Source organism: Candidatus Sungiibacteriota bacterium (assembly GCA_016432465.1).
Lineage (GTDB): Bacteria > Patescibacteriota > Minisyncoccia > Sungbacterales > HO2-52-23.
Genome location: CP066690.1, coordinates 794,998 through 812,293, shown reverse-complemented (window position 1 = coordinate 812,293; position 17,296 = coordinate 794,998). Strand labels below are relative to the sequence as shown.

Annotated in this window: 17 protein-coding genes; 5 read left to right on the top strand and 12 right to left on the bottom strand. The window is 46.6% G+C overall.

What is annotated here, in order from left to right; all coding sequences use genetic code 11:
* Positions 1-8: 8 nt before the first annotated feature.
* From HYW89_04400 to HYW89_04355, 10 genes are all read right to left on the bottom strand, one after another.
* Positions 9-281, bottom strand: coding sequence for a hypothetical protein (locus HYW89_04400; protein ID QQG45209.1), 273 nt, complete (start codon positions 279-281; stop codon positions 9-11).
* A 4-nt stretch (positions 282-285) separates the two neighbouring features.
* Positions 286-879 carry a non-canonical purine NTP pyrophosphatase gene (locus HYW89_04395; GenBank protein QQG45208.1) on the bottom strand — a complete coding sequence of 198 codons (594 nt, stop codon included), beginning with the start codon at positions 877-879 and terminating at the stop codon, positions 286-288.
* Positions 880-882: 3 nt separating this feature from the next.
* Positions 883-1,749 carry a M48 family metalloprotease gene (locus HYW89_04390; GenBank protein ID QQG45775.1) on the bottom strand — a complete coding sequence of 289 codons (867 nt, stop codon included), beginning with the start codon at positions 1,747-1,749 and terminating at the stop codon, positions 883-885.
* Positions 1,750-1,869: 120 nt separating this feature from the next.
* On the bottom strand, positions 1,870-2,820 hold the full coding sequence (locus HYW89_04385; protein QQG45207.1) for a hypothetical protein: 951 nt from the start codon (positions 2,818-2,820) through the stop codon (positions 1,870-1,872).
* 77 nt (positions 2,821-2,897) lie between these two features.
* Positions 2,898-5,189: an amino acid permease gene (locus HYW89_04380; GenBank protein QQG45206.1), complete on the bottom strand. Its 2,292-nt coding sequence runs from the start codon at positions 5,187-5,189 to the stop codon at positions 2,898-2,900.
* Between the two features lie 59 nt (positions 5,190-5,248).
* Positions 5,249-6,085 carry a nicotinate-nucleotide diphosphorylase gene (locus HYW89_04375; protein QQG45205.1) on the bottom strand — a complete coding sequence of 279 codons (837 nt, stop codon included), beginning with the start codon at positions 6,083-6,085 and terminating at the stop codon, positions 5,249-5,251.
* Between the two features lie 11 nt (positions 6,086-6,096).
* Positions 6,097-7,206 carry a quinolinate synthase NadA gene (locus HYW89_04370; GenBank protein ID QQG45204.1) on the bottom strand — a complete coding sequence of 370 codons (1,110 nt, stop codon included), beginning with the start codon at positions 7,204-7,206 and terminating at the stop codon, positions 6,097-6,099.
* 196 nt (positions 7,207-7,402) lie between these two features.
* Positions 7,403-8,737, bottom strand: coding sequence for an FAD-dependent oxidoreductase (locus tag HYW89_04365; GenBank protein ID QQG45203.1), 1,335 nt, complete (start codon positions 8,735-8,737; stop codon positions 7,403-7,405).
* Positions 8,738-8,852: 115 nt separating this feature from the next.
* Complete coding sequence (locus HYW89_04360) at positions 8,853-9,659, bottom strand: NUDIX domain-containing protein (protein ID QQG45202.1); 807 nt, start codon at positions 9,657-9,659, stop codon at positions 8,853-8,855.
* A 108-nt stretch (positions 9,660-9,767) separates the two neighbouring features.
* Positions 9,768-10,229 carry a hypothetical protein gene (locus HYW89_04355; GenBank protein QQG45201.1) on the bottom strand — a complete coding sequence of 154 codons (462 nt, stop codon included), beginning with the start codon at positions 10,227-10,229 and terminating at the stop codon, positions 9,768-9,770.
* A gap of 135 nt (positions 10,230-10,364) precedes the next feature.
* Between HYW89_04355 and HYW89_04350 the strand changes: the two genes are divergently transcribed.
* From HYW89_04350 to HYW89_04335, 4 genes are all read left to right on the top strand, one after another.
* On the top strand, positions 10,365-11,237 hold the full coding sequence (locus tag HYW89_04350; protein ID QQG45200.1) for an NAD(+)/NADH kinase: 873 nt from the start codon (positions 10,365-10,367) through the stop codon (positions 11,235-11,237).
* Between the two features lie 191 nt (positions 11,238-11,428).
* Positions 11,429-12,310, top strand: coding sequence for a hypothetical protein (locus HYW89_04345; GenBank protein QQG45199.1), 882 nt, complete (start codon positions 11,429-11,431; stop codon positions 12,308-12,310).
* 115 nt (positions 12,311-12,425) lie between these two features.
* Positions 12,426-13,613: a hypothetical protein gene (locus HYW89_04340; GenBank protein QQG45198.1), complete on the top strand. Its 1,188-nt coding sequence runs from the start codon at positions 12,426-12,428 to the stop codon at positions 13,611-13,613.
* Positions 13,614-13,698: 85 nt separating this feature from the next.
* Positions 13,699-14,523: a histidine phosphatase family protein gene (locus HYW89_04335; GenBank protein ID QQG45197.1), complete on the top strand. Its 825-nt coding sequence runs from the start codon at positions 13,699-13,701 to the stop codon at positions 14,521-14,523.
* 92 nt (positions 14,524-14,615) lie between these two features.
* Here HYW89_04335 and HYW89_04330 read toward each other — a convergent pair whose 3' ends face one another.
* Entirely contained in the window at positions 14,616-16,085 is a 1,470-nt protein-coding gene (locus HYW89_04330; protein ID QQG45196.1) for a hypothetical protein, read from the bottom strand.
* Between the two features lie 149 nt (positions 16,086-16,234).
* The gene (locus HYW89_04325) at positions 16,235-16,828 is read right to left on the bottom strand and encodes a nicotinamidase (protein ID QQG45195.1); all 594 of its coding nucleotides are present in this window, start codon (positions 16,826-16,828) and stop codon (positions 16,235-16,237) included.
* Positions 16,829-16,980: 152 nt separating this feature from the next.
* On the opposite strand from HYW89_04325, the gene HYW89_04320 reads away from it, so the two are divergent.
* Positions 16,981-17,253: a hypothetical protein gene (locus HYW89_04320; GenBank protein ID QQG45194.1), complete on the top strand. Its 273-nt coding sequence runs from the start codon at positions 16,981-16,983 to the stop codon at positions 17,251-17,253.
* The last annotated feature ends 43 nt before the right edge of the window (positions 17,254-17,296 follow it).

Sequence of the window (17,296 nt, the reverse complement as noted above, 5' to 3'; positions counted from 1 at the left end):
ACGCCTCCCTATGCCGCATTTTTAAACTCTTGCTCCGCTATGCCCAAATCTTTTTCTCCGGGAAGTTTCTGCCAATCGCCAGACCGTATTTCTTCATACCAAATTTCTATGCGGTGGGTTTGGCCGTCCACTTTACGTTCTACGATTGATTTTTGTCTCTTTCGTTCTCCTTCCGGAATATTGTAATCTTTGGGGGCATATTTAACTTCGCCCGGTTCTTCCGGAGACCTTCTGCGTTGTGGCGACTCTTCTTTTTTGGGCGTAATTTCTGGTGACTCCATGATATTATAATAATTCCAAAATTTTTGATTTTAATGCCCTTAAATTTTTTCTTCGGAAATTTACTTTATTGTGCTCTTCTTCTGTAAGCTCGGCGTAGGTTTTACGAAATTGCGGAATATAAAGAAGGGGGCGGTACGGAAATCCGGGACAAATTTCTTCTTTTAACTCGTCCATTATGTACCCATCAATCCAATCCTCACGGGTTAAAAGATTTTTGCCGTCAAAAAAAGAAATAAATCCGCCGAGGCGCGCTTTTCTCTGCTCCCACGATACACCCTCAAGTTTCTTAAGTATGGCCTGCGCCAGCTCCCAATCAGTTGCTTCATATCCCAGCCAACGTTTACTATGCACCCCCGGCGCGCCGCCTAAGTACTCTACCTCCAATCCCCCATCATCAGCAATACATGAAATTTGAGTCTGTAAAAAATACCCTTTGGCTTTTAAAACCGCATTTTCTTCAAATGTATCGCCGGACTCTTCCACCGGATTTATATTTGGAAAATCACCCAGACTCAAAATTTCTAAGTCTTCTCCCTGCAGTACCTCTTTGGCTTCTTTAAACTTCGCAGGGTTAGTGGTAGCAACAACTATACGCATGGCTTATACTTTTATTTGTTCAAGCGCCGCAATCCGTTCCTCAATTGGCGGGTGTGTGGAAAACATCTTTATAATCCAAGATGTTTTGTGCAAACCACTTCGGTCCGCACCAAACGGGTTGCCGAAAAAAAGGTGGGCCGTAGCGTTTTTGGCGCTTGATAGCGGCCGCGAATACGATGCAATTTTTCCAAGAGCAGAAGCCAAATTCTGCGGAGCACGAGTAAGCAGCGCCCCGGAAGAATCCGCCAAAAGCTCGCGCCTACGCGAAATAGCAAGATGAATCAAAGAAGCAATCAGGGACGCAAGAATAGAAAAAATAATACCGATAACAAGTATAAACCCGCCCGCTCCCCTGTCTCGATCATCATCTCTACCAGCCCAACCCCCAAAAAGCATAGATCGCATAAAAATATCAGAGAGTATAGAAACAAATCCTACGAGTACTACAGCAACCGTGGACACCAGCATATCGCGATTACCAATGTGGGAGAGCTCGTGGCTTAGGACCCCTTCCAGTTCCGCAGGGCTCAAACGCTCCAAAATCCCGGAGGTTACAGCCACTACGGCGTGTTTGGAATTACGGCCGGTTGCAAAAGCATTCGGAGCCGGATCATCAATAATATAAAGTTTGGGCATGGGCAAACCAGCCAAAGAAACAAGTCTGGCCACTATTTGGTAAAGTTCCGGGTGAGATTTGGCGTCTAGGGGGCGCGCCCGATGCAACATCAGCACGATTTTATCCGAAAACCAATAACTCAACACATTCATAAAGATGCTAAAAAATACGGCAATATAAAGAATACTGGAGTTTCCGTAAAGACGGCTGAATAGCCAGCCAATCGCAATAACCACGCCAAAAAATACGGACATAAGAAGCCAAGTTTTTCTGATATTTTTTGTTTTCTCGGTCCAGACACTCATAATCAGATGGCCTTTATTATATACTATTTTAGGTTATAACGGCAACCTTAATGTAAAAGCCCGTCCCAATTAGGGCACGGGCACATGCACAAGCCAGACCACTGAATCAAAAGGCGGAGAATTTACACGAACTTTTGAAAAATCACGGCAGTCTACCATAAGCCAAGGGCCTTTTCTCTTGGGGCCATTACACTTTTGGTCGGAAACCGGGGACTCGCCGATTTCTTGTCTCACCCAAAGCTCCCAACGGGTTCGGAAACCATAGACATCGGTTGAATAGAAAATTTCAATCATGGTCGCGGTCTCTTCCGAAGCGCTATTGTAGTGTTCCGAAACAATGGTCAGCATCACTTTGGCAACCGGTGGAGTGCCGTGTGACGTATACACTACAATCTGTGAACTCCACTTGGTAAGCGCCGGCACATCTGTGCCCGTGCATAGTCCTGGATAAGGCAGACCCTTTTTCTCCCAAGGTTCGCCGTGCAATAACGCAACAATGTGTCCGGACAACATACCATTTCCTGAATGAAATCTTGGGAAAAGAATCCAGCTATCAAACTGGCTACAGACGCCGTTTTCACGCCTAAACCAAGTCACTCCCTTACTGACCGGATCACGCGTGACCTGGATGCCGTAGAAAAGCAAGGACTTTCCGGCCAAATCATACCCGTCAATATCATTATTAAATATATGAAAAGGCGGAAAATCAAATGTAGCCACCACTCGACCGTCTGCTAACGGCAGGGCGTCACTTACCTGACTATCTTCCATATCAACATTACTTATATGAAGCGACTCCCCGGGCATTAATTCCCTGCGGTTCGTACAGGTGTAAGGATCCTGCTGTGGATTATCAATACATACTTTTTTAACCAAAAACGCAGATAGATCCGAAGGCAGATTAAAAGATGGTCCGCCCCCCTGACTGCCAGAACCCCCGCCTCCGGAAGATCCGCAGGCCGTCACAAATGCTACCCAAAGCAGTAGAAAAAGCCCCAAAGATAATGGCTTCCTGACCACCGACTCCCTCCTTTTTCCAGCCTCAAAGATTTTCGAAGAACCTCATATTTTAAGTATACCACAACTAACAAAAAATTTCAAAAGCGCGATTTGACGTAGTCAAAAAACGGCTGAATAATACCACGATGCCCCTTGGCCATGATTATAGTTTTGCGGCAATGCTTAGCGATTTGTTCCGGAATTGATCCCATCCCAATAACCTTGGTAATGCGGCCGCGGGCCGCTGGCAAAAGCACCACATCGTGATGATTAGCCTCCTTGATAATAGCAGAGGCAATATGGTTGGAACGAATTAGTTTTAATTTTATTTCTTTGGTAGTTTTAAACTTTAGTTCTCGAATCCTATCCTCCAACAACACGTGATAACGAGCATAACTGATGTTTGAGGTGTAATCCGGTATGATCATAACCACAGTAACTTCCCCGTCAAACCAGTTGGCCAAAGCGGTTGCAACCTTTCCGGCAAAACGAAGATTGGGATTTTCATCTAAGGGCACCGGAACCAAGATTCTTTTTATGTGTTCCGGGTCCTGCAATTTAACCACTAGCAAGTCGCTTTTGGCGCGATGCAATACCGTATCTACCTTGCGGCCAAAGATAAAACCCTTGGTATCAACATAGCCGTCCCAACCCATAATCAGCAGGTCTCCATTCTCCACCGCTACTGTTTCTAAAATAGTCTCCGGGACGGAGCGCGCCGCAAGCAATCTCGTATCTATATTCGTTTTTTTCTCAATAGACGATTTTTCTATTTTGTCCAGCACCCTTCTTTCGTGGTCGGTGTTAAAACCCGCAGCCAAGGGAAGAGTTGGAGGAACCTCGTGAATTCTCAAGACCAAAAGTTCTCCCTGTTCCTCGCGCGCCACAGCAAGGGCGATCTGCGAAAACATATTCCAGTGTTCTTCATTAGCTACCGGCAGAATTATGCGATATCCTAACTTCTCACGGAATCGCGTAGTATGCTCATACATAACTTCCCGTTCCAGATCCTCGCGCTCCTGTGTTTTGGTAAAAGCAAAATAATTCACGAGGCCCAAAAGAAACCAGATGGCAGTAAAATAAATAGCAATAGGACTTACGTGAAAAAGCGAAACTCCGAGGACGAAGTAAAGCACTACTGCCGTAAGCGGCAGCACCGGCCCAAAAGGAACCACGTAATACCAGCGCGCTTCCGGCTTTTTGCGCCGAAGTTCTATGTAGGCAAGATTAAGCTGTGAGAAAAGCAGTATAAATAGAATGTCAGCAGCCCCCGCGATATCTTTCAGGGGCAGGAAAACGGCCACAAAAATAATTGCGGCCACCGAAAGCAGTACAGCGCGGTAGGGCGTGAGATTAAGTTCATGCATATCGGCGAGTTTGGGCCAGACAAATTTGTCCCGCGCCATAGCAAAAAGGACCCGTGAAGAAGAATAAATAGTGGCATTGAGCGCAGCAATGTTGGCTAGCAACCCCCCCAACACCATAAGAATATAGCCCACAGGCATAAACTGTTTGGCTGACTCAATAATGGCGCGGTCCGAATGTCCCATAAGAACTTTCCAGGAAGGTTCGCCCAAATTACTGGTCGCGCCGACAATGACAAACGCAATTAAAAGATAGAGGACTGAAATAATAGCCCAAGAAGAAAAAAGCGAAATTTTTAGCGTCCGTGCGGGGTCTTTGGCTTCCTCGCCGGTTTGCGCCTGAATTTCGGACCCCTCAAAAGCAATATAAAAAAGCGATGCTGCCTGCAGTACCCCCACAAGTCCAAAAGGAAGCAAGGGCAAGAAATTAATATTTAAAAGATCGGGGAGACCAGTCATCCGCTTCACTCCAAAAAAGATATAAAAAAGTAGTATAGCAATAAGCGTAAGTGAAATGTAGCCGCCCGCTTTACCCGTAAGGGCTACACCGCGATAGTTAACCAATCCGAAAAAAACCACCACTGCAGTTGTAAAAAGCAGCCTCCAAGTAAAAAGCGAAATTCCAAACATGGGTACACCAAGAAGCGAAAAAGCAAATTCTGCGGCAAAAATACCAAAGCTTACGGCATAAAGAGAACAGGCAACCGAGTGCGCCATCCAAGAAATCCAGCCGGACATAAATCCTTGCAAGTCCCCTAATCCTTCCTTAACCCAAAGATACCCTCCGCCAGCTTCGGGAAAGGTAGTGGCAAGCGAAACATAAGAATTAAGGTTTAAAAAAGAAATCGCCGCACCCAGCATCATGGCAAAAATAAGACCGCCTCCGGCCAGTCCAGCCGCATGCCCTAAAAGGGTGAAAATCCCGCCACCTAAAAGCGCCCCCACCCCAAGAAGAGTTACTTCCCAGACGCCCAAGGTGCGACTTAGGGTAATGGGAATTTGCCTTTTTTTATCGTTAGTTGCCATGTCTAAAACGTATTTTATACCAAAGTTATCAATTTTAAAAGGCGGCCGAGGCCGCCTTTTTAGGAGACTATTCTCATCTTCATCTTAATTGTTTTTGCGCCGAGAATCAACGAACTTAGAGAGATATAATGCACACCGGTGGCCGCTACCTCGCGAAGGTCCAACTTTCCCACCCCTGATGCTTCTATTATATGGGTGCTGGCGCAACGCTCTACTGTTCTTTGGAGAAGTTCAATACTGGGGTTATCAACCAAAAGATGCGTCACGCGCTTGTCTCCCAGCGCCTCCCCCAATTCCTCCAGTGTTTCTATTTCCACCGACACAGCGACAAGGTACGCTTTCTTGCGGCATGCCTTCTCCACGGCATTCCTGATCCCGCCATCAATTTTAATGTCTTCTTTTTTAATAAGTATGCCGTCAAACCTGCCCATGCGATGGTTGGATGCGCCGCCCACGCGAACTGCATATTTCTCAAAAATCCTCAATCCCGGAGTTGTTTTTCTAGTATCAAGCAAGGTAACTGAAAAATTCTGCAGCTCTTTTACTACTTCGCGAGTACGCGTGGCAATCGCCGTAAGGTGCGTCAGTAGGTTGAGTACCGTACGAGTGCCGTGCCGCAGGGCTTCGGCGTTGACTCTGAAACTGGCCAGTATTGTTCCTTTTTTAAATTCTGCGCCTTCCGGTTCGCAATGAATCATCTGCAGCGGTCTAATCTCCGGCGGAACCAAAAGATTAAAAAGTTTTGCTATAAAACGACCACCGCAAAATACTCCTTCGCCTCCAGCAACAATTTCGGCAGTAATGTAACGCGCTGGAACCCCAAAATCAATTTCTAGATACCCTATATCCTCCAGCAAAAAACGCTTAAGTTCCGGTTCAAGCCAGAGTTCATTCATCTCTTGTCTCCTTACACAATCGCGAGCATCCGCTCAATGGGGATGCGGGCGCGCTTAGCAAGTTCCGGATCATCAATCGAAATTTCATATTTGAGATCGCGCAACGACCCATAAACGCCGCGCAGTGTATTTTGCTTCATGAAAGCGCAGACTGCCTCGCGGTTGGCAGGAATCAGAACTTTATCTGGTGCGGCCTTGGACATAGGAACTAGGTTCCCGACTTCCGTCGCCACAATCACAACCCTTTGGGGTGATTGTTTTACAAAATCAATCATGCCTTGAGTGGAACGAAACTGCATCATGCTGGAAGGCACCAAACCATCACTGATCTGACGCATACAGGCGCTGGTGCAACCGCATTCCGGATGCACCACGGCTGCCGCTCCGGGATAGAGTTTGCGTGCCGCTTCTACATGATGAGGCCGTATGCGATCGTGCACGTGACATACGCCCATCATAAGCCACAGCCGATCCAAAGACTCGCCTTGCTGCTGCAGAAGTTTTGCCGCATAAAAACCAAGATAAACATCGGGGAGAAAAAGAATAGGTTTTCCGGGATGATGCGCGAGAACATGAAGAATAACCCTGGGGGAGTTCGCGGACGCACAGCAATAATCACTTTCGGCTTTTACGTCCACGTAGGTATTTACATAACTTATGACAATGCCGTCCGGATGCTCTTGCCTCCACGCCCGGATTTTTTCCGCGTCCGCATGCGCTGCCAAAGAACATAAGGCCGACATACTCGGCGCCAAAACCCTCTGGTGCGGCTTTTTCATGATTGCCAAAATCTGATTCATAAAAAGCACTGCGGCCTCACAAAGAATATCCGCATTGGATGCCGTACCCCGCTGGGCAAGATAAAGCGAGTCCCCCACCACATCGGCAATATCCTGCACGTCTTTGGGCATATAATTGTGGGCCAAAATTAGGGCATTACGCTCCTCTTTGAGGCGTTGAATTTCGGATCTTAAAAACTTCCGCTCCTCATCCGTGATATTTTCCGGGAAAGCGTCCGGGGATATTGCTGGTATTTCAATCGGCGGCCCAAGGTCAGTCTCATCAATGGCTTCAATGGCCTCCCGCGCCGGTAGGATATCGCCGGATACTATTTCTTGCACGGCCATCTCCTTTTTCAAGGGTCCAATTAGTGTAACCTGTACACTAAGTAAGGTGTAACGCGCTCTTCAAAAAAAGTCAAGAGGGCATCAACCGCTCAATGATAAAGGTGATGAACTACTCGGCAGCAAGGGAAGTCTGACTTCCCAAGCTGCCGCGTTTTCTGGAGGACGAAAGATAAAAGAAAAACCTCCACCGCTAGGTGTGGAGGCCGAACTCCTTCTGAAAACTTTCTTCGTCAAAAACGTATGCACCGCCTGAAAGTTGGACGACGTGCTTAGCGTTTACCACAGCATTCCTCAAACAGTCCGAAGCCCCGGGCGAAGGGGTGATATCAAAAATAATACTATCGCCCAAAATCTTCCCTGTACCCATTTCCAGTCGCCCCTCTTCTACGTTCACCAACTGCGGCCTGATACCACCCTCTCCTTTGGCAAACTGGATATCACGATAACGAAGGGTGGGTACGAGTTTCTGCGCTGCCTTTTTCAAAAAGTACCATTTACCAACAACAGGAAGCTTGTAGACGATGTTACGCGCTGCAAATTTCACAACCTTCCAGTTGCAAAAAATCTTGGCAATAGCGCGGGCACCGCGTAACCCAATGATCCCCGTACGCAAGAAGTCTATAAAAGTCATCCAGTGGTGTTTTTCAAGAAGAGGAACAACGTCAGCCGTAGGACCAAGACGCATCTTTCCAGGATTATCCACGGAAGAATCAATATGCGCTGCGGTAAACTGTAATACAGGATCTTGAACACCATATACCTTTCCAGGAAAACAGACAGCCTTAGTGTGGTAGAAATTTCCGGCAACCGGAAGAATTGTATAATCCCCGGCATAACCCAAGGCGTGAGCAAAAAGAAGACTATAGGGTCCTGCTGCCACCATCACGGCTTTAGCAAGATAATTGCCTTTGGATGTGCGTATCTCAAAGAGATTGCCCCGCCTTATGATCTCATTCGTTTTTGTGCCAAGTAAAATTTCCACTTTGCCTGTTTTTTTGGCTTCAGCCACAAAACACTCTGCCAGTTTTCGATAATCCACCGCATAACCATTGGGACGATAAAGCGCTGCTACGGGTATGCTGGGATCACGTCCTTCCAAGAGCTTCGGTTCAATGCGCACCAGCTCCTCGCGTCCCAGAAACTGCAAAGTAGGATAATAGCTCCTAATCATGGCAAAGCGCTCGGAGAGAATCCGAACCTCTTTCTCCCCTACTCCAAAAGCCATTTTATAGAGCCGGCGGAATGCGCCCTGACCGTGACTAAATTTCTCAAGAAACGCCGAGAGCATTCGCTCCGCGTCTCTCATCTTCAACGCCTTCTCTAAACCAAAATTTGTTTCTGTATCGCCGCCATGCAGTGTTTGGGCGTTGCTGACTGTGTGCGAATTTACCAGCGCCACATTATTATTTTTCTCAACGAGCAAAATCCGGGAAACCCCCTCCACAAAATAAGAAAAGATATACGCTTGGGCTGTGCCAGTAACCCCTCCGCCAATAATGGCGACGTCGTAGACTTTCTCATACATTTTCTTTCTCCTCTACAGGCACCAATTACTCAAGGATCAAATAGTGTGCATAGCACACTACTGCTATTTAAATTATAGCCTGTAATAGCCAATATGTCAATGAAAAAAGTCCGTACTACTGACGGACTATCACTGCCTCAATTTGTTCCTTTGTTTTTGCAGTCAACCAACCGCCACAGCGATCGTAAAACCTATACATAGCCAGCCTAACAATTTCGTCATGACTGGCATAAAGATTAGTGATGAGCTCGGGTTTCAAAGAATGCCAAAGAACATTCTCGGCGTCATCGCCAGCCCGAAAACTTAAAGTACTTGCCTGATTACTACCCATGTGCTTATGCGAGGCCACGGTTTCCATCCAAGCGTTATCTGTGTTTCTTTGATCATCCACATAACCGCAATAAACCGTTTCGGAGTCTTCCATAGAAATCTTGAGACCTGTTTCTTCTTCAAATTCCCGCTCTTGTGCCTCCCGAATCTTTTCACCTTTATTCACCATACCCCCAGGAAGAGCGAGCTCTCCGGTGTCTTTTCTATTTATAAGAAGCAACTCCAACTCGTCCGTTTCTGCATTAAGCCTGCTTAAAACCGTATCAACTGCTAGGTTAGCTCCCCACCTCCAAAGTATGCCCCTACCCGCAAGACCGGTTCTGCCTCTGGGATTTCTCGGCCGATTAGAACTATCAAGCTCCACCTTATTTTCAAAACTGTAAAACGGCCTTTTAATCTTACAGCAATCTTCTGGATCTACTTCTGACGGATTTTGATAAAACCGCTCCAAAATTTCTGGTGCCACAAAATAAGGCGGGCGGTATTCTCCAAAATAGCTACACCAGTCTACTTTGTCGTCGGGGACAGAAAATCTTTCGGGATATACAGACGGCTTTTCCAGACGCGCCTTTTTATGAAGCGGCTGCCGCATTATTTAAGAGTCCCTTGTATCCAAACCTAAACAATAGTACCCCCTTTAAATACAACAGTCAATCAAAAAATTTTGCATTAAAGCACCCTTAGACGGGTGCCTTGTTTCTTAAATTTCAAATGTATCTATGTTTTTATCCTTAATCTCTTTACATAAACGCTCCCATTCTTCCGCATATAACTCCAGAACCGCATAGGATGGGGTGGTATGACCACTCTCTTTTACCCGCTTCCAAACCTCCGTATCAATAAAGTCATTAATAACCCATTGCCGTAATTCGCCGACCGTGTCCAGAAACTCAATTTTTAGCAGATCACCCTCTTGGAACTGAACGACAAAAAGATCTGTTGTTGCATACGTGCCCACACTCTTTAGCCCCAAAAAGCATACAGTAGGCGCATGTGTGCCGTGTTCATCAATGCGAGCGCGATCAATGATCTTGCCATCTCGTAGTAAACACAGCTCTCCTCCCCAAAAAGGAAAGGCACTAAGAAAATTAAAATAAATCCCATCACCGTAGAAAAATAATTTCCCGTCTTTGTTGCGTACCACAATCTCAACCGTCCTCACAACATCCTCCCCAAAAGAACCAAATAGTGTACACGCTACACTACCAGTATTAGTATAGTACGCCGGTGAAAATAAGTCAAGGTGTTAACCGGAGTCTACTTGGCAAAAAAGGGCTAAACGTGATAAAATTACCGCATGTCCGGCTTAGCATTTAAAAAAGTAGCTTTTTATTTTCGGACGGAAGTTAAAGCTGCCAAATTTTGGGAAAACAAACTTGCCCGACTCCTAAAAAAACGTTTTACCAAAATTCAAATTCTGGCATCCAATGCGGTTCCGCGGCAAAAAAAATCAGCCCCGGAACTTTTGATTGTACTGGGCGGGGATGGAACCATACTGGAAGCTGCTCAAAAATTTCAGCGTTGGAATCCGCGTATTTTGGGCCTGAACCTTGGTCATGTAGGATTTCTTGCCTCCGTCAGAAACCCCAAAAACTTCGTAGCGGGACTCTTTAGTGTTTTGCGCCGTAAATACCGCGTGGTACCGCATATGATGATGCGAGCAGTGGTTGAACGTAGAGGCAAAAGAATTTTGTCCGGATACGCCTTGAATGAGATTGCGGTCCAGAATCTTTCGGGGGTTGTTGATATTGAAGTGTATGTGGACGAGCATTGTGTACAAAAAATCCACGGCAGCGGGGTTTTGGTTTCTACGGCAACCGGCTCTACTGCCTACAATCTATCCGCCCACGGCCCCATTGTTATGCCCGACATCAAATGTTTTATCATCACAGAATTAATGGACCATAGTCTGCCTACGCCGAGCCTCGTTATTAAAAGGGACAGAACCATCACCGTGAAGATTGGGGGTTTTAGAAAAAGTGGCCGATTTCTACTGCAGGATACAAAAGAGCCGGTGGACGTCATGCTCTCGACTGACACGGAACGGGCTCTCGCGCTGCGCCCGGGAGACCGCATAATTATTAAAAAATCCGAGAGATTGGTGCGCTTTTTGGAACTTGAAAAAAACTATTTTTTCAAAAGCCTGCAGGAAAAATTCGCGTTTAGATGAGTCCCCCCACCCTCCCGGGTGGGTTATCTTGTGTTTCTCGTTTCGCGAGAGACTATGCCATTCCTCCGCGGCCTTCCAGCCGCGGTTCCCTGGGTGGGGGGATGAAACCCCGCGGGCGGCTTCCTTTTTGGCTGGACAAAGTAATATTTCTATGTTACCCTTAAAGAGACCGCAGGACCGGAGGGTAGAAGATGCGCATCCAGACCTTCAGCATTATCGCCGGAAGTGAGGCCTGTAATGCCTGTTGCTCGCCCTGTGTTTCCAAAATGACACTACCTGAGGGGATAGAGACTAAGGAGCCGGAGGTAAATTGGCGGAACTTCAAAATTGCCTGCCGACTAGCCAAACAATGCGGATGTACCACAGTCATGCTGACCGGCAAGGGTGAACCTACGATCTTTCCAAAACAAATTACGCGATTTCTACAAGAGCTTGAGCCCTTTGAATTTCCTCTTATTGAACTGCAAACCAACGGCAGTCTGCTTGCTCGAAAACCGGAAGTATACGCTTCCCACCTCAAAATGTGGTACGAACTTGGTATGACTACTATTGCCATATCTATTGCCCACTACGATCCGGGGAAAAATGGAGAATTCTTTTTTCACTCTCCCAAAAGTTATTTTGACCTGCCGCGTCTTATCCAAACATTGCACGACATGCTTTTCTCGGTGCGACTAACTTGCGTTCTGACCGGGGGGTTTATTGATAACAGCAAAGAGCTGACACGTCTTATTGAATTTGCCAAAACAAACAGGGTGGAACAACTTACCGGAACGCCGGTCGAAAAACCAGAGGAAAGACTGGCCAGAGACAAAAAAGTATGGGAGTGGACCAGTGAGCACCAGCTAACCACTGAACAGTTTGGGGATATCCAGCAATTTCTTTTTACACAAGGAAGGAGACTGTATACCCTAACCCATGGTGCAGTAGTTTTTGACGTCAACGGCCAGAATTTCTGTCTTAATAACTGTCTTTCTATCCAGCCAGACTCGGAAGAATTGAGAAATATAATTTTTTCTCCTAACGGACGTATCCGGCCCTACTGGCAATATGAAGGAGCAGTAATACTATAGCCCAATCACCCACAGAAAGTCAGACTTCCCACACCAAAATTCGGTGTGGGTTTTCGCTTGTTTTTTTTAACAAAAAAGTTTAAACTTTAAACATTGCCAGCAGGGGGAGGACGTCATGGAACTGATTTATACCAGAGAACCTTTTCCTACGCACGTTAAAAAATCTATATTTCTTGCAGGGCCGACGCCGAGGAAACGCACTACTCCCTCTTGGCGCATTCCCGGGGCAATCAAAATTCTGGAGGAACTTGGCTATGACGGGCATGTATTTATACCGGAAAATCGCGACGGACCAAGAGAAGAAGATATAAACAATCAAGAATACAAACACCAGATTGCTTGGGAGCGAATAGGCCTTAACAGGGCGGATCTTATTGTGTTTTGGGTGCCAAGAAACCTTACTACCATGCCTGCCTTTACCACCAACGTGGAATTTGGTCTTTGGGTACGCTCGGGCAAAATAGTTTATGGCGCTCCACCTGATCTTCCTAGAAATAAATATCTTGAACTGACGGCAGACAGGCAAGACGTCCCGCGCTTTCAAACGCTGAAAGACACCCTTGATTTTGCGGTCTCCTACATTGGAGGCGGCGCCGAGAGAAATGGCGGTGAATGCGACATACCGCTTCACATCTGGAACGCGAAATCATTCCAATTGTGGTATGAAGGTCTAAAGACAGCAGGAAATATACTGGAAGGGGCCGAGGTACTTTGGTGCTCCCGCAAGAATGCTAAGGGGTCATTTGTTTACAGATGGATACTACAGGCACGGATCTTTATTGCCTCGGAAAATAGATTCAAAACAAGCGAGTTTGATTTTGCCCTGTCCAGAACCGATACCTCGGCCACAGTGCTATGGCAGGAAGCTTTCAACCCGCTGAATACAAAAATTGTTTTGGTAAAAGAGTTCCGGCCTTCGGGGAGAACTCCGGATGGATTTATCCACGAGCTGCCCAGCGGCTCCTCACCCCAATGGTGGCTGACACCGGAAGAAATTGCCCTGGAGGAGATTAAGGAAGAAACCGGAAAAGAATTTGAAAAATGCCGCCTGGTTGCCCATGGTTCGCGTCAGGTTGCCGGAACTTTTTCTGCGCATCACACCCACCTTTTTTCTATCCGACTTAAACCCGAAGAAATTGAGTATTTTGAGACTAATGCTCGAAACCGCACGGTCTTTGGAAATATCGCTGAAGGAGAACAAACCTCACTTGAAGTAAAAACATTGGGCGAAATTATTGAGACACGACTGCTTGACTGGTCAACTGTCGGAATGATTATGCAGACCATTTTGGAGGGAAGATAGCAACCGAAGCTCATGCTTCGGTTTTAGTTTGCAAAATCAGAGAAATCGTGGTACGATTAAAGAAACCTTGCGGGGGGACTAACGAATGAAATGGCCGCGTAAAGTCATCTTAGTGCGCCACGGAGAATCAGAATTTAACAGAGTCAAAGAACAGCAAAGGAAAGATCCGGAATATCAGCGTTTTGTAAAGCTCTTTGAGCAGGAATTTAATCTAGATAAGTTCCAAAGACATTGGCCGTATGTAAAAGCCTCAAAGGAACTGCGTGGGTTGGCAGTAAAAATGTATAGAAAGTATTTCCTGCCTTACAGTAACCGACTAACACCCCTAACTGATACCGGCTGGCTGCAGGCAGAACGTCTGGGGCGAACCCTGAAAATTCTTCCTGATGCACGGCTTCCCGACGTTATTCTGGTCTCGCCGTATCTTCGCACCAAACAGACACTGGAAGGAATGACCCGCGGATGGCCGGAACTTGCTGGAATAAAACAGGAGACTGAACCGCTTATTAGAGAAATAGACATCGGGCTTGCCGGTCTCTACAATAACTGGAGAGTAATGGAAACCTTCCACCCAGAACAAAGGTACATTTACTTGAGAGACGGCAAATATGACTATTGCTATCCGCAGGGAGAAAATGTTCTGGGGGTAGAGGGACGGATGCGGCTTCTTTCGGGAAAACTTATCCGTGAGTTCTCCGAAAGAGAAGTTCTTTTGGTGAGCCACCATATAACTATCACCGCCTTTATTTCCACACAAGAACGTTGGGAGTCTCAAGACTTCACCAGAAAAGATGACGAAAACCCCATCAAAAACTGCTCTTATACTATTTTTGTTGGCGATCCGGAGCAGGGCGAGTCCGGCGAAGGCAAGTTGATGCTACAAACCTTAAACGCCTTGCCCTGCAGTTAACAGTTAAGTCAAAGACCGAGAGCGTGAACTCTCGGCTTTATCATTTTCAAAAAACTAAAATCCGAAACGCGGTTGCGTTTCGGCTTCAAAAACTACGATGGATAGTCAACCATGACGACCCCACTCTCTCCCATCTCATCACGGGTCATCATTTCTGTAAGATACCTAATCCGTTCTTTGGTCAGACTGGAGAGTTCTACCGGATAGTTATGGATATCACGAAATCTTTTAACCTGTTGCTGTACAAACACGCGCTGTTCCTGAATGGTCGGCATACGCGGCTGTTCATAAGGCAGAAAGTCAGTCTTGAAAGCATTGCCCCACCACGGCTGCAACAGCGGAAAGGCAGAAGAAAATTCTTTTCTATCTTGTTCGCTTGCCGCCCAACCATCAGTACCAATTACATCTTTGACGAAAAATCCCTCATGATCAATACACCGCCATACCTGCAGGCGACCGGGGAGAGTTTCTTTCCCGGGAGTTTCGGAACACTTGAGGGTCGGCAGGTCATCAATCTGGGAAAGCTTAAATATAACACCGGCGACGTTTTCCACCTCGGCGGCAAGTTTTGTGCCTACGCCAAATCCGTATACTGCCGGACAGCGTTTAACAATCTCGGCAATCAGATTCCTGTCAAGGTCAGATGTGAGAATAATCTTAACGTCTTCAAGGGCATTGGCATCCAGCATCGCACGCACCCAAAGCGCGTTTTTAATCAAATTACCAGAGTCAATACGTACTGCCCTTAAAGCCCCGCGTCTGCCTTCCGAACTTTTAGCAGCACGAATAGTGTGGATTACTCCAAGCCTTAAGGTAATAGTGTCCAACAGCAGGGTTGTGCCTTTGGGGTGCGCATCTAACCATTGTTCAAAACATGCTTGTTGAAAGTGTTTGCGTACTCCTTTTTCCGAACGCTGGGGATAGCGACTAGACACCAGAAACGCCTGCACCAGATAATGAGCCATGGTGCCCACGGCATTAATGTCCAAAAGAAACGCGGCTTCCATGTTGGAGGTATCGTCAAAACCTCCGATATAAGAGTACTTGGCAATGTCCACCGCTCTACCAAGACTTCCATCCCGACGTAAGGAAAAATCAGAAATCCAGCGTTCTCCCGCATCAAGCCGTATGGCTAAAGCCCTGCCCGCAACCGTCATGGGTTCGTCAAATGCGTGCTCAAACCTTACTTCCATCATCTGCGTCTCGGCAAAAGGACCTGTGATATCTGCAAAAGGCTCCCGGGCGAACATAATAGTTCCGGGCTTTACACAACGAATCAAGAAAGGGTTAGAGGTTGAAGCAAGACGCTCGGCGGTTCGAGAAAGTCCTGCCTTATCCTCACGAAGAAACCGCGCTCTGGGTACATCAATGTTTCGTCTCATCAAACCCTCCAGCAGACGCTCATGACCAACACAAGGAGCAAAAGAAAGTTTGCGCTGCGATACGTAAAATGTGGCCGGCAGGTCGGCTAAAGGTTTACCACCAATCAGGGCGTGCTCTCCCGAAGCAAACTGATCCATTGTTGCATGGTAACGGTCAAAAATAAGCTGCGCCTCCAGCATTGTTGTATCCTCCGCTGGCAGTCAAAGACCCCTTGGAAACTCTAAATTTATTATACAAGATTTATGTTTTAAAGGCAAATCTAACGATCTAAAATGTATAATCTAAAGGCCGCCAACAGGCGGCTCCAAAAACTTAATTATGATGTCATCTATAAAATAAACTTCACCCCTGCCCGGGCCATTTCTATCAAGGCGTCCGAGGTGGTTTCTGCGGCCACCCCCCGGCAAGCATCAATCAGCAAATATACTTCGTATCCGAATCTGCGCGCATCAAGCGCAGTTGCTTTTACACAATAATCAGTGGCTAGACCCCCGATATAAAGAGTATCAACCCCGCAGCCGCCCAGAATATCGCGCAAATACATAGTTACAGTAGTTATATCATCTGCGGTCGTAAGCACTGCGGAACCCTGAAAAGCAGAGTAGGCATCTTCATCTTTTGCCATGCCCTTGGAAACTATAATGGCTTTGTCGGCTGGCAGTAAAAGTCCGGGGTGAAATTCAGCACCCTTGGTTCCCTGTACGCAATGTACGGGCCAGCGTCCCCCAAACTCGGCAAAATGGTTTGTTTCTCTTGGATGCCAATCGCGCGAAGCGATTATAAGCCCTCCATCTTTTTTTGCCGCCTTACCAATCATTCTGTTCAACGGCTCTACCACTTTATCGCCGTTCGGCACAGGCAAGGATCCACCCAGACAAAAATCGTTCTGAACATCAACAATAATCAGCGCATCTTTAGACATTGTTCTAGCCTCCCTTTGTAGGCCCTCTATAAAGAATAACAAACTCTAGCGTAATTGTCAAGCTTTTGTACTTGACGTATATCATTATAAATTCTATAATAGAAAAGGTGGCTGGCTTAGGGTAACCTAGGGCCGACCCGAAAGGAGAGAAAATGTATATTTTTTATGCGCTTTTGGGAACTGTTTTTATGCTTACACCTCTGGCGTGGAACCTATTTTACCTTTTAGGAGTTATTGGGCCGGATGGATATTTCGAGAGTGGGAATTCTAAGGGAGTAGTATTTGGAATAGGATTATATTTTGGCTGTTGGATGGTAGGCGCGACACTGCTAAATGTTGCCAATAATATTTGGCAAAAATACTTCCTTCCTATAGCTTTGGCCCGAGCCCGGGCAAAACAAGAAGCAAAAACCAAAGCCCAGTAAACCCAGCAAGGCGGCCTTAAGGCCGCCTGTTGTTATGATTAAG

Coding starts and splice junctions, on each gene's coding strand:
- HYW89_04375 (QQG45205.1), bottom strand. CDS start 6,085: ATGAATGAACTCTGGCTTGAACCGGAACTTAAGCGTTTTTTGCTGGAG.
- HYW89_04360 (QQG45202.1), bottom strand. CDS start 9,659: ATGCGGCAGCCGCTTCATAAAAAGGCGCGTCTGGAAAAGCCGTCTGTA.
- HYW89_04340 (QQG45198.1), top strand. CDS start 12,426: ATGGAACTGATTTATACCAGAGAACCTTTTCCTACGCACGTTAAAAAA.
- HYW89_04325 (QQG45195.1), bottom strand. CDS start 16,828: ATGTCTAAAGATGCGCTGATTATTGTTGATGTTCAGAACGATTTTTGT.
- HYW89_04350 (QQG45200.1), top strand. CDS start 10,365: ATGTCCGGCTTAGCATTTAAAAAAGTAGCTTTTTATTTTCGGACGGAA.
- HYW89_04380 (QQG45206.1), bottom strand. CDS start 5,189: ATGGCAACTAACGATAAAAAAAGGCAAATTCCCATTACCCTAAGTCGC.
- HYW89_04330 (QQG45196.1), bottom strand. CDS start 16,085: ATGCTGGAGGCGCAGCTTATTTTTGACCGTTACCATGCAACAATGGAT.
- HYW89_04400 (QQG45209.1), bottom strand. CDS start 281: ATGGAGTCACCAGAAATTACGCCCAAAAAAGAAGAGTCGCCACAACGC.
- HYW89_04320 (QQG45194.1), top strand. CDS start 16,981: ATGTATATTTTTTATGCGCTTTTGGGAACTGTTTTTATGCTTACACCT.
- HYW89_04395 (QQG45208.1), bottom strand. CDS start 879: ATGCGTATAGTTGTTGCTACCACTAACCCTGCGAAGTTTAAAGAAGCC.
- HYW89_04345 (QQG45199.1), top strand. CDS start 11,429: ATGCGCATCCAGACCTTCAGCATTATCGCCGGAAGTGAGGCCTGTAAT.
- HYW89_04390 (QQG45775.1), bottom strand. CDS start 1,749: ATGTCCGTATTTTTTGGCGTGGTTATTGCGATTGGCTGGCTATTCAGC.
- HYW89_04335 (QQG45197.1), top strand. CDS start 13,699: ATGAAATGGCCGCGTAAAGTCATCTTAGTGCGCCACGGAGAATCAGAA.
- HYW89_04365 (QQG45203.1), bottom strand. CDS start 8,737: ATGTATGAGAAAGTCTACGACGTCGCCATTATTGGCGGAGGGGTTACT.